This window comes from Amycolatopsis azurea DSM 43854 (assembly GCF_001995215.1).
GTDB classification, from domain to species: domain Bacteria; phylum Actinomycetota; class Actinomycetes; order Mycobacteriales; family Pseudonocardiaceae; genus Amycolatopsis; species Amycolatopsis azurea.
In genome coordinates this window covers 33,884-46,840 of the sequence record NZ_MUXN01000029.1, presented here as the reverse complement: position 1 = coordinate 46,840, position 12,957 = coordinate 33,884, and the positions used below count along the sequence as shown (strand labels likewise).

Genomic DNA, 12,957 nt, shown 5'->3' with positions numbered 1-12,957 from the left:
GACTGTGTGGGAATAGGGACGTTCAACGTCCCTATTCCCACACACCCAGACCCCAAATCGCCACGCACGACCCGCCCTCTAGTGCGGCAGGGACTCCAGGTGGTCCGCGGCAGCCACGACTCCCCCGGCCGCCGCGAACGAAGCCCGCACCCGCGCGGCCGCCGCGGCGTAGGCGGGCTCGGTGAGCACTTCGGTGACCGTGCCGCGGATGTCCGGCGCCTTCACGCGGTCGAAGCGCAGCCGCAGCCCCGCGCCCGCCGCCTCGACCTGCTGGGCCAGCATCGACTGGTCGTCCCGGATCGGCGCGATCACCAGCGGCAGGCCGGACGCGAGGGTCTCGCTCACGGTGTTGTGCCCGCCGTGGCAGATCACCGCCGCCGCCTTCCGTACGACGTCCGCCTGCGGGATCCGCTTGGCCGTCAGCACGGTTTCGCTGAGCAGTTCGCCGGTGGGATCGACGACCAGACCTTGAACGTCGGGCATCCCGGCCAAGGCGTCGACGCATTCGGACAGGAACCGTCGGCCGAGCGCGGCGTTGGCGGTGCCGAGGGTGGCGACGACGAGCGGACGCCCGTCGAGCCGGTCCCAGGAGAACCCGACCGGGGGCGCGGGAGCCAGCGCCGGACCGACGAACCGGACCGCGCCGGCGTCGGCGATCGGCCCGGTCAGGGACACGGTGGTGAAAGCCAGCACCAGGTCCGGGGAGAACCGCAGGTCACCACAGGACACCTTGTGCCGCGTCCGGAGATCTCCTTGCAGCTTGCCGACCCAGGCGGCGATCTTCGGCATGGCCGCCAGCGGATCGCCGAGTTCGGTCGACGTCGACGCCGAGGTCACCCACGGCAGGCCACGGCGGCTCGCCACCAAAGCGCCCGCGAAGGCCTGCTGATCGGCGATCACGACGTCGGGCCGGAAGGCGGCCACCGCCTTCTCGACGCCGGGGACCATCGCGTCCGCCAGCGGGACCAGGTACTGCTCCCACAGGAACTTCAGTGCCGCGAACCCGCGCAGCCCCTCGGGACGGCGCTCGACGGCGAACTCCAGCGAGTCTCCCGCCGCGTACACCCGGCCCGCGCGCGTCAGCTCCGACGTCGTGGGTTCCGGGCCGCACCAGGCGACGTCGTGACCACGCCCCACCAGTTCGCCGGCCACCGCGCGCAACGGCGCCACGTGTCCGGTGAGCGGCGGCACGACCAGCAGGAACCGGCTCATCCGCGCGGCCTCCCGTGCTTGGAGATCCAGCTCAGCACCAGCTCCCGCACCTCACGGTGCTGTTCGACGAGCACTGAGTGCCCCTGGCCTTCGAACACGTGCAGCTCGCCGCGGGGCAGCAAGGACGTCAGCGCGTCGAGGTCGTCGGCCTGGTAGCCGTGACTGCCCAAAATGGACAGTACCGGGCAGTCGATCCCCGCCACCTGGTCCAAGGTCAGCAGTGGCCCGAGCGGGACCTCCTCGGCCATCGACGTGGCCATGATCCGTTCGGCCGCCATCTTCGCGAGCCGCCGGTGATGGGCGCTGTAGTTGGCCTCGATCCACTCGAAGCTCTCCTCGAACTTCAAGAACCGCACGGTGTGTTCGAGGATCTGCGCCATCTTGTCCGCCCACAGTTCGGTCGCGGGCTCCGATTCGATGCACACGATGCTGCGCACCCGCTCCGGTTTCGCCACCGCGTAGCTGTACGCGAGGGTGCCGCCGAAACTGTTGCCCACCAAGTGGACGGGCCGGTCGAGGTCGAGCTGGACCAGCAGGTCGTCGAGGTCGGCGACGAAGTCCGCGATCGTGTACCCGCGCTCGGGGCGTTCGGTCTTGCCGTGCCCGCGCAGGTCGTAGCTGATCACGTCCACCCCGGCGGCGGCGACCGGAGGGGCCAGCGTGAGGTAGAAGCTCGCCAGGCTGTCGGTGCCCATCCCGTGCAGGAACACCACGGTCTCGGTACCGCCGCCGGGCACGAGCTGCACGTTCGTGCGCAACCCGTTGACGGTCATCGTCGGCACCGCCTCAGCCCCGTTCGCCGAGGCGGGCGGCCACGTAGTCCGCGATGTCGCCGACCCGGAGCCCGATCACGTCGTCGAGATCCTTCTCCGCCAGGAACTCCGCGAGGTTGACGTCCTCGCCGAAGAACTCGGCGAGGATGCTCGCGAAGGTCACCAGGTCGATGCTCTCCAGCCCGAGATCCTCGTGAAAGGTGGTCTGCGGGGTGATTTCGATGCCGAGGACGTCGACGTCCCCGACCAGTTCCCGCAGCAACTCGGCCACCGTGCCGAAGACCGACGTCGGGCTCTGCTGTTCGATCGTCATGCTCTGCTCCTGTTCCTACCCGCGATTCCAGGCCACCACGTACCCGGGGATCCCCGCGAACTCCGCTCCGATGCCGATCTCCTCGGCCAGCCCCGCCAGCTCTCCTTCGCCCCGGACCGCGATCCGGGGCGACGTCGTGCTCTCCTCCCGGACGAGGGCGACCGCGACCTCTCCCGCCGACGCGACGGCGACCGCGAGCGGCGGCAAGGTCCGGCCGTGGACCCCGGTCACCCGCGTGCCGTCCGCGCTCACCCGGAGTTCGGCCGGGTAGACGCCGTCCAAACCGAGTTTCGCGCGGACCGCGTCCTTGAGTGCGATCCGTTCCAGCAGCCACCCACGCTGCCGCCGGGGCGCGCAGGCGGCGAATTCCGCGCGTTCCTCGGCGCCGAGGTAGATGCCTGCGTAGATGTCGCGCGCGGCGGGGCTCGGCCACCGGTCGGTGACCACCGTCCACCCGCCCTGGTGCTCCTCGGAAAGCCGGTGCCGGTCCGGGAAGGCGTAGACCCGGTGAGCGGGCCGGTCGCACGGGAACCGGATGTCGCGCCATTGTTCGATCCGGGCGAGCACGGCACCGTCCAGCACCAGTTCGGCGTCCATCTCCAGCACGTCCGGCCGCGGCAGGCGGACCCGGACCACGCAGCCGACCGTGGTCCCCGGCGCCGGTTCCGGGCCGTACCAGGTGATCCGGCCCATCGACGTCGGGAACGCCAGCAACGCGTCCGCCTTGGTCGCCATCAGCCAGCAGCCCAGCAGCTGGCCGACGTTGTCCAGCAGCGCGCCGGGCGCCGGCGGGACGACGAGGTCGCCGCGGATGTGCCGTTCGCCGAGCCCGATGAGCCGGGCGAGCCCTTGGTACGCGGGGCCGTGGAACATCTCGCGTCGCGAGTAGATCTCGGCGGCGGTCAACGGCGGCGCGGTCTCCGGCCCCGGCAGCGGAGACGGCCTCGGCGCCGTGGGATAACGCCGCGCCAGATGGACGTCCATACTGGCGTGCGGTCCTATCTGGACACTGATCCGATCGCCCTCGCGGGTCATCGACAGCGGCACGCGCGCCGCCGGGGCGGCGATCAGCCAGCGGGAGAACGCCGCGTTGCTCACCCCGGTCGCGACCGTGCCAGGCCAGCTCCGTTCCGCCTCCCGGCAGGCGAGATCCACCAGTGTCGTGGCGGGAACGGTGGGCCGGAAGTCCGCTTCCTCGGGCCAGCCTTCGCGCTGCCGGAAGAACCGGTGGTCCATCAGATAGGGCATCGTGGCGAGCGACGCGTCCACAGTGGACTCGACCGTGCGCCGCGCGGCCGCGTTGGCCACGGTCGCCGCGGCTTGCCTGGTCTCGGCGAGCAGCGCGGTGAACTCCGCGACGATCGCGTCCGGTATCCCGTCGGCCAGCCCTGGCAGGTCGGTGGCGGTCGCAAACATGCCCTTGGCATCGCCATCGACCGAGAGCAGCGTGCCCGCCGTGTCGATCCGGGTCCGGCGCGGCTCCAGCGCGTCGAACGCGGGGCGTCCGCCCTCCACCCAGACCGCGGTGGCGACCCGGCGCAGCTGGGCGAGGCCGGGCCTCGTGCCGGAAGACGCCGGGATGACCAGATGCGGCCGCGTGCCGAGCGTGTCCGCCACGAACGAGCCGACCTGACCGGCGCCTGCCTGCACGAAGACGCGGGCACCATCGTCGTAGAGCGCGTCGACGAGTTCCCGGAACCGGACCTTGCGCACCAGATGGGCCAGGTACAGCTCGCGGACCTCCACCGGATCCTCGGGGTACGGCCGGGCCGTGGTCGCCGACCAGACCGGGATCCGCGGCGCCTTCAGGTCCAGTTCCGCCGCGAGCCGGGTGAACGGGCCGAGCCGGGAACGCATCAGCGGGGTGTGGAACCCGGACCGGAACGGCAGTGTCCTGGCGACGACGCCGTGCTGCGTGCACAGTTTGGCGAGCCGCGCCGCGGCCGCCGGATCACCGCACACGATCGTCTGCCGCGGCGCGTTCTCGTGGGAGACCATCAGTTCCGGTTCGGCGGCGAGCAGCGCCTCCGCCCGTTCGGCGGAACACCCGAGCACCAGGAACTCGGCGTCCGGCAAGGTGAACCCTTGCGGCCAGTACCGGTCCAGCATGTCCTCTGTGGACTGACCCGGGTACATCCCGGCCGCCTGCATCGCGGTCCACTCGCCGACGCTGTGCCCGGCGAGCAGATCCGGCTTGACGGAGAGCCGCCGCAACGCGGTGTCGAGCAGCAGCCCCACCTGGGACACACTCGACGCGCGCGCGAGCACGCTCGTCGTCGACCATTCGGGCCGGTCCAGGCCGAAGTGCCGGGCGACGTCGGCGCAGCGCGGTTCCGCGTCCGCTTCCAGGCCCGGGTAGATGAACGCCGTCTTCGCCCCGGCCTGCTCCAGCAAAGGCGCCATACTGCACCAGATGTCGTTGGGCCCGTGCCAGGACTTGCCTTCGGCCGCGACCTTCGCGAGCACCCTGCGCGCGACCTCCAGCCGCTTCCCGGTCGGCCCGACGATCCCGATCCGGCAAGGACCTTGCCCGCCGGATTCGGGCTCCGGGCGGTCGAGGAGGACACGCAGTTCGTCCGGAGTGGACGCCGCGAACAGCAGGACCCGCTCGGGTTCCCCGGTCACCTTGGCCCGGCGCGGCCTCGACGGCGCGGGGTCGGCCTCCTCCAGCACCACGTGCGCGTTGACGCCGCCGAACCCGAAGGCGTTGACCGCCGCCCGGCGTGGCACGTCACCGGCCGCCCAAGGCTCGGCGGCGGACAAGGTCCGGAACCGGGTCTTGTCCAGCAGCGGACTCGGATCGGCGCAGTTCAGGGTCGGCGGCAGGACGGCGTGATGCAGCGCGAGCGCCACCTTGACCAGCCCGGCGGCCCCGGCGGTCGGCATGGTGTGCCCGATCATCGCCTTCACCGCGCCGATCGCGGCACGGGGCCCGTCCGGCGGGCCGAACACCTCGGCGAGGGTGGCCAGTTCGGCCGCGTCCCCGGTCGGCGTCGCGGTCCCGTGCGCCTCCAGCAGGCCGAGCGCGCCGGGAGCGGTGGGATCGAGGCCCGCCGACGCCCACGCGCGGCGCAGCGCCAGGGTCTGGCCCGCCACTGCCGGGCTGAGCAGGCTCGCGCCCTTGCCGTCGCTCGACGTCCCCGAACCCCGCAGCACCGCGTACACCCGGTCGCCGTCGCGGCGCGCGTCGTAGAACCGTTTCAGCACGACGATCGCGGTGCCCTCGCCGATCAGCAGGCCGTCCGCGTCGCGCGAGAACGGGCTGATCCGCTGACTCGGCGACAGGGCGCCGAGCTGGGTGAACATCGACCAGAGCGTGTCGTCGTGACAGTGGTGCACGCCGCCGGCCAGCACGACGTCGCAGCGACGACGGGCGAGTTCGCCGATCGCCTGATCCACCGCGAGCAGCGAGGACGCGCAGGCGGCGTCCACCGTGTACGCGGGGCCGCCGAGATCCAGGCGGTTGGCCACGCGCGACGCGGCGAGGTTCGGCACCAGCCCGATCGCGGTGTCGGGCCGGAATTCGCCGAGCGGTTCCAGCAACGCGTCCCGGAGCCTGTCGAGCATTTCCGGCCGCGCCGACGGGAGGAGTTCCCGGACGGCGCCGGTGATCTGGCGGACCGACCGGACCCGCTGGTCGAACCGCTGGAGCCCCGGCGAGAGATAGCCGCCCCGGCCGAGGATCACGCCCACGCGTTCGAGGTCGCCCAGCCGTCGCAGGCCGCCGGCGTCGTCGACCGCGGACGCGGCGACGGCCAGCGCGACCAGCTGGTCGGGCTCCATCCCGCTGACGGAGCTGGGCGCGATGCCGAGCGCCGTCGCGTCGAAGTCCAGGCTGTCGGCGACGAAACCGCCGCGCCGTCCGTAGGTGCGATCGGGCGTGCTGCCGTCACCGTCGTGGAAGGTCGGATCCCAGCGATGCGGCGGGATCTCGGTGATCGCGTCGGTACCGGAGACGATGTTCTGCCAATATGCGTCCACAGTGGACGATCCGGGAAGGAACACGCCCATCCCGACGATCGCGACCAGCTCCTGGTTCACCACAGCTTGATTCACCACAGCGACGCCGTGTACAGCACCGAGCGGACGTCGGCCGGACCGTAGGCCAGCTCACGCAGGAGCGCGGCGGTGCCCTCGTCCGGATCGATCAGCGCGACCTCGCGGCGTTCGTACTCGCGCGCCAGCTCCGGCGACACCATGCCGGCGTGGTCGTCCGAAGGCGCCCATGGTCCCCAGTGGACGGTCAGCGCGCGGCAGCCGGTGCGGTCGGCCCACTGTTCGCCGAGGCTCTCCAGCGCGTCGTTCGCCGCCGCGTAGTCGGTCTGTCCCCGGTTTCCCAGCACGGCGGCGATGCTGCCGAAGAAGGTGACGAACCCGGGCCGGACACCGAAGTGCTCCAGCGCGTCGAGCAGCGCCCGCGCACCGTCCACTTTGGTCCCGTAGACCGTGCGGAACGAGTTCTCGTCCTTGTCCGCCATCAGTTTGTCGTCGATCACCCCGGCCGCGTGGACGACGCCGTCGATCCGGCCGTAGCGGGTGTACAGATCCTTGACCACCTGCCGGACGGCGGCACCGTCGCGTACGTCGAGCGATCGGTAGGCCGCGGTACCCCCGGCCGCGGCGATCTGGTCGAGTGTCCTGGAGATCTCGCGCTGGGCCAGCACGGTGCGTACCCGGCGTTCGATGTCCGCGAGCGAACCGCCGCGCGCGGCCAGGGCCGAACGCATCCCCGGCGCGTCGCCGGGCAGGTCGTCGTCGCCGGGTTCGGCGGGCCACGGGGTGCGCCCGGCCAGTTCGATCCGGCATCCGCTCGCCGCCAGTGCGACCGCCGCCCGTGCGGTGATCCCGCGGGCACCGCCGATCATGAGCAGCACCGATTCCGCGCCGAGACCGAGTGCCTTGACCTCCCCGCCGCCGGGACCCGCGCCCGCGTAGGCGATCGAGCCCAGCGAACCGGCGGACGGCTCGAAGGCCGCGCGCCCGGCGGTGTCGTACCGCACGGTGGCGGGTCCGTCCGCGATCACTTCCTCCAGCACTATCCGCGCGAGGTCCACAGTGGACTCCAGCTCGACCAGCCTCGTCGGCTCGTTCCGTTCCCGGGCCGCGGCCCGGACGAGGCCGCGCAGCCCGGCGGTGTGCCCGGACCCTGACCTCGCCACCACGACCACCGCTCCCTTGACGCCTTTCAGCAGGCCGAAGACCTGGGCCGCAACCGGTTCTTCGGCGTCCGCCAACGGGTTCAGCACGAGGACGACGTCGGCGTCGTCCCGCTCACCCGGGATGGCGCCCGCCTCCGCGAACACCGTGCGGACCGATTCGGCCAGGTCCTCCTGGCCCGGCTCGAAGCTCACCGCGACCGTCTTGCCGTTCACCCTGGCGAGGTCGGGCGTTCCGAGCGGTGCGGCCACCCTTCCGATCAGGTAGCGGCCGGGCGCTCGGCCGGCCGGAGCTTCGGTGGGAGCCGGTGCCGCGACAACCGGGGCCGCCGGTTCGAGCCACTTCCGCAGCCGGCTGGTCAGCGCGTTCGCCGTCCGGTCCCGGCTGAGATGATCCTGGGCGTCGTCGTGCACCTTCCCCGAAAGACCGAGCTTCGCCAGCAGCGAGCCCGCGATCTCGGTGCGCTTGATCGAGTCGATGGAAAGATCCGCTTCGAGGTCGAGATCGGCGTCGATCATCTCGGCGGGATAGCCGGTGCGTTCACTGATCGCGCCGATCACGGTGGCCAGGACATCCGTGACGACGGCTTCGGTGGCCGGTTCCGGGTCCACGACCGGCACGACCGGCGCGACGACCGGCGGCAGCAGCGCCGGGACGACCGGGGCCTGCACCACCGGCGCCGGGGCGAGCGGTGTGGTGCCGAGGTAGCCCAGCATCACGTCCCGCTGCGCCGCCAGCAGTTCACGGCTGGTGCGGAGGAATTCGACGACGGCCTGGTCACGACCGGGCGCGGGCTGGTTCATGGTCGTCCTCGGGATTCGTCGGGCGGGCACGAGCCCATGGGCGGGAACCTCGCCGCCGGGCGCGCGGACGGTCTGGCCGTCCACGGTCCAGGCGGGCTTCGGGAGCGGGCCGACGCGGACGCGCCCGCGGAAGAGTCGTTCGGTACGCACGTCGACGCCGGTGAGCGCGAGGCGGGCGAGCGCCGTGAGGAACCCGCGCAGACCCGGTCCGCCGGGGTCGCACGCGATCACGGTGTACGGCCGGTCGCCGAGGATGTCCTTGGCCAGCCGGGAAAGCACCTGCCCCGGGCCGACCTCGACGAAAGTGCGCGCCCCCGCCGCGTACATGTCCTCGATCAGCTCGACGAAGCGCACCGGTGAGCCGATCTGCGCGGCGAGTTCGGTGCGCACCTTCCCGGGTTCGTACGGCCGGGCGGTGCGGTTCGACCACACCGGCGGGCCGGGCTCGCCGACCTCGGCGTTGTCGAGATCGACGGCGAACACGTCGCTCGCGCCCGCCACCAGTGGGCTGTGGAAGGCACAGGCGACAGGGATCCGCTTGGCCCCGATCCCCTGGTCCCGGAGGACGCGGACGGCCTCCTCCACGGCGGCCGTCGGTCCGGAAAGGACGGTCTGCCCGGGTGCGTTGTGGTTGGCCAGGACGACGTCCGGGTGCTTGAAGGCGGCGGCCAATTCCTCGCGGGACGCCTTCACCGCGGCCATCGCGCCCGGGTCGGCGCCCGCGACCTCGGCGATCGAACGGGCGCGGGCCCGGCTGAGCGCGACCAGGGTCGGGGTGTCGAACGCCCCGGCGACCGACAGCGCGGACAGCTCGCCGTAGCTGTGTCCCGCCAGCAGATCCGGCCGGACACCGAGGTCGGCGAGCAATCCGCACAGGGCCGACTCGACGAGCCCGAGCGCGGGCTGCGCGACCCGGGTGTCCTTGAGCGCCTCGTCCTGCGCCGCACGAGCCTCCTCGGTGAAAGCGCGCGGCGGGAACGTGGTCGCGGCGACGTCGGGGGCGAGCCGCAAGACGTCGGCCAGTTCCGGGAAGTGCACGAACAGGTCCGCGAGCATCCCGGTCCGCTGGCTTCCCTGACCGGGGAACAGGAACGCGACCGCACCGGCTTCGGTGTCCTTCGCGGTGAGCCCGCCCCGGCCCTCGGCGGCCTCACACAGTTCCGCGACATCGCTCGCGACGACCGCGAGCCGCACCGGCCCACTCTGCTCGGCGGCGAGCGCGGCGATCTCCCGCAGCGGACGGCCTTCGTTCGCCGCCAGGAGGTTCCGCAACGCGGCACGGGCGCCGTCCACGTCGGGACCGCGGAGCAGGACCAGCTCGGCGTCCCAGTCACGCGGCCCGTGCCGCCGCCCGGGCGGGACTCCCGGCGCGGCCAGCACGGCGTGGAAGTTGGTCCCACCGAACCCGAACGCGCTCACTCCGGCGAACTCGCGTCCGCGCGGAACCGGCATCGGCCGGGCGCCGGTGGAGAAGGTGAAGGGACTGCGCTCGGCGTCCCAGGCGGGGTTCGGCGTGCTCAGGTGCAGCGTGGGCGGCACGACCTCGTGCCACAGCGCCAGCGCCGCCTTCATCAGGCCAGCCAGCCCCGCGGCGCATTTCGTGTGCCCGATCTGGCTCTTCACCGAACCGAGTGCGCAGGTGCCCGGTCCGGCGCCCGCGTCGAGGAAGAACTCGGTGAGCGTGGTCAGTTCGGTGGCGTCGCCGACGACCGTGCCGGTGCCGTGCGCCTCGACCAGTGAGACGTCCGCCGGGGACACCCCGGCGTCGTGGTATGCCCGGGCGAGCGCTCGCCGCTGCCCCTCGGGGCGTGGCGCGGTGAGGCCGAGCGCCTTGCCGTCGCTGGCCGCGCCGACACCCTTGACCACGGCGTAGACCCGGTCGCCGTCGCGTTCGGCGTCGGCCCGGCGCTTGAGCACGAGACACGCGACGCCCTCGCCGAGCGCGATCCCGTCCGCCGCCGCATCGAACGGACGGCACCGGCCGGTCGGCGACAGCGCGCCCGCGGAGGTGAACATGAGGTAGTCGTTGACGCCGTTGTGCAGATCGACCGCGCCGCACAGGACCATCGAACTGGTGCCCGCCCGCAGTTCCTTCACCGCGAGATCCAGCGCCGCCAGCGAGGAACCACACGCGGCGTCCACCGTGTAGTTGGTGCCGCCCAGGTCGAGCCGGTTGGCGATCCGGCCGGAGATGACGTTGGCGAGCGTGCCGGGGAACGAGTCCTCGGTCAGTTCCGGCAGCTGCGCGAGCAGCTCCTCCGGGACGTCTTCGAGATAGCTGGGCAACAGCGCGCGCAGGACACCGGCGTTGGCCAGGTCTCCCCCGGCTTCGGCGCCGAAGATGACGCTGGTGCGCTCGCGGTCGAAGCCGCCGTCGCCGTAGCCCGCGTCTTCGAGAGCGCGCCGCGCCGTCTGCAACGACACGAGCTGCGCCGGGTCGATGCTGCCCATCGACTTCGGCGGGATGCCGTACGCGAGCGGGTCGAAATCCACCGGCGGCAGGAAGCCGCCCCATTTCGACGTCGACTGGTCGGCGTAGACCTCCTTGTCCCAGCGCTGGTCCGGCACTTCGGTGACGGCGTCCGCGCCGCGCAGGACGTTGGCCCAGAAGGCCGGGAGATCCGACGCGCCGGGAAACACGCAGGCCATGCCGACGATGGCGACGTCACCGTCCACAAAGGACTCTTCGCGCAGAGGCCGCGCGGCCAGCAGTTCCGTCGCGCCTTCGGTGACTTCCCGGTGCAGGGCGGCGATATCGGTACGCCGTTCACGCAGAACGGTCACCTGGCCCGCCATGTACATCCCCTCGACGAGCTGGCCGGACGTGTCGACCTCGACGAGGGCATCGCCTTCGCGCCGGATGCCCTTGCTCGCGATCCGCAGCCGTCCGGTGTTGAGCTCCTCCAGGCGTTGCCAGCTCTCCTGCGGCGAGACCCCGTCCGCGCGGAGCCCGGCCTTGAGCGCGGCGAACTCGTCGGTGTACGGACTCGGCAGGCAGCGGGTGAGGTGCCCGGGCGCGGTTTCCAGGGTGACCGTCGACCCGGCGCCGAGCACCCGGTCCTGGAAGACCTCGGTGATGGCACCATGGGTGACGGCTTCCTCGGTGAACAGATACGCGGTGCCCATGAGGACACCGATTCCCGAAAGCGGCTCCGCCATGGCGGAGACCATGGCGGCCGACCGGGCGTCGTGGATCCCGCCCGCGAACAGCACTTCGACGTCCTCGGCGCCGTACTCACGCAGGACGTCCAGCTGCTGCTCCCACAGCACGAAGCTCGACCGCGGGCCGATGTGCCCGCCGCATTCGGCGCCCTCGAAGACGAACCGGCGGACACCGGCGTCGAGGAACTGCCGCAGAAGGATCGGCGACGGCACGTGGAGGAACGTCGCGATCCCGTCGGCCTCCAGTGCCTTGGCCTGCGCGGGTTTCCCGCCCGCGATCAGCACGCAGCGCGGGCGCGCCGCACGCACGGCCGCGAGCTGCTCGGCGCGCAGGTCCTCCGGGACGAACCCGAGGATGCCCGCGCCCCACGGCCGCTCACCGAGCGCTTCGGCGGTGCGGCCGAGCAGTTCGGCGGTCTTGGCCCCGTTCGCGGTGGCCACCGCGACGAACGGGAACCCGTCGTGCGCGGCGACGGCGGCGGCGAAACCGGGCTGGTCGCTCACCCGCGTCATCGGTCCCTGCACGACCGGCAGCCGGGTCCCCAACGTGCGGCACAGCCGTACGCCTTGGTCCGAGGGGTTCACCGGCGGCGGTGCGGCAAGGGATCGCACGACGGATCGGACAGCGCTTTCCGCGTCCTCGAAGCGATTCGCGAACAGCGAGGCGAGTCCGTCGTCGGCCCTGAGTAGTTCTTTTCTCGCCCTCTCGGGGACGTCGGCCTCCGGGAACAGACCGAGTCCGTCGAGCACCACACCGGCCGCGCCCCCGGCGAGCGCGGCCACCGCCGTCCGCGGCCCGATGCCTCCGTACGCCCACACAGGGACGTCCTCGCCGAAGCGCTCCAGCAGTCGCTGCAGCAGGACGAACGTGGTGAGGTCCGAGCCGCCCGCCTCGGCGCCCTTCGCCACCAGACCGGAGGCGCCGGCGTCGAGCATCCGGACGGCCTGCTCGACGCCGGTCACCTCGGCCAGCACGGGAAGATCTCCCCTGCCCTGCCGAACTGCCCCTTCGGCCAGCAGGAGGAGCCCCGCGCCGCTCTCCCGCACCTCTTCTTCCCGCACGTGACGGCCCGCCGGGACCCGGACCCCGAACGGGAACCTTCCGTCCACTGTGGACGTCGTCCGCCCGAGGTCGAGAATGCCGAGGCCGCCGCCCCTGGCGACGGCGGCCGCCAGCCCCGGATCCGGACGTCCGAGCGGGTTGACGCCGAGTACCCGCGTGCGCGCCGTCGCATGACTCACCGGCGGACCTCCTGTTCGGCTGGGCTGGTCGAACCTCGCCGGTTTCGGCGATCTTCGGCGGGATTCACAAGAAATAACCTACTTGCCGCAGAGAGCGCAATACTCTCGCGGTGAAACTCGAAAAACAAGGGAACACATGCTAAAGTCCGGCGCCGGAAACAAATATGTCGACACGGCCCGAACAAGTCTCTGACCTGCACTTTTATCATCCGTATCGCATATTTGAACAACGCACTGCTCACCGGTGTGACAAAACAGAATAATTGTCATCGAAAGCAGACGAAATAACCATGGA

General features: G+C 71.7%; 5 protein-coding genes. All 5 read right to left on the bottom strand.

Translation table 11 applies throughout. From position 1 onward, the window contains the following. Nucleotides 1–78: 78 nt before the first annotated feature. Genes B0293_RS38905 through B0293_RS38885 form a run of 5 tightly spaced genes read right to left on the bottom strand, consistent with a single transcriptional unit; the run spans nucleotide 79 to nucleotide 12,662 of the window. Nucleotides 79–1,212: a glycosyltransferase gene (locus B0293_RS38905; protein WP_005167246.1), complete on the bottom strand. Its 1,134-nt coding sequence runs from the start codon at nucleotides 1,210–1,212 to the stop codon at nucleotides 79–81. Beyond that, nucleotides 1,209–1,994 (bottom strand): alpha/beta fold hydrolase, encoded by a 786-nt coding sequence (locus tag B0293_RS38900; protein WP_005167248.1) that lies wholly within the window; start codon nucleotides 1,992–1,994, stop codon nucleotides 1,209–1,211. Before B0293_RS38900 ends, B0293_RS38905 begins: the two co-directional genes overlap by 4 nt. A 4-nt stretch (nucleotides 1,995–1,998) precedes the next feature. Next, complete coding sequence (locus tag B0293_RS38895) at nucleotides 1,999–2,298, bottom strand: phosphopantetheine-binding protein (protein ID WP_005167249.1); 300 nt, start codon at nucleotides 2,296–2,298, stop codon at nucleotides 1,999–2,001. A 15-nt stretch (nucleotides 2,299–2,313) separates the two neighbouring features. Beyond that, the gene (locus tag B0293_RS38890) at nucleotides 2,314–6,342 is read right to left on the bottom strand and encodes a beta-ketoacyl synthase N-terminal-like domain-containing protein (RefSeq protein WP_005167250.1); all 4,029 of its coding nucleotides are present in this window, start codon (nucleotides 6,340–6,342) and stop codon (nucleotides 2,314–2,316) included. Between the two features lie 8 nt (nucleotides 6,343–6,350). Continuing rightward, a complete protein-coding gene (locus B0293_RS38885; protein ID WP_005167251.1) occupies nucleotides 6,351–12,662 on the bottom strand; it encodes a type I polyketide synthase in 6,312 nt (2,103 codons plus the stop codon). Nucleotides 12,663–12,957: the final 295 nt, after the last annotated feature.

Coding starts and splice junctions, on each gene's coding strand:
- B0293_RS38905 (WP_005167246.1), bottom strand. CDS start 1,212: ATGAGCCGGTTCCTGCTGGTCGTGCCGCCGCTCACCGGACACGTGGCG.
- B0293_RS38895 (WP_005167249.1), bottom strand. CDS start 2,298: ATGACGATCGAACAGCAGAGCCCGACGTCGGTCTTCGGCACGGTGGCC.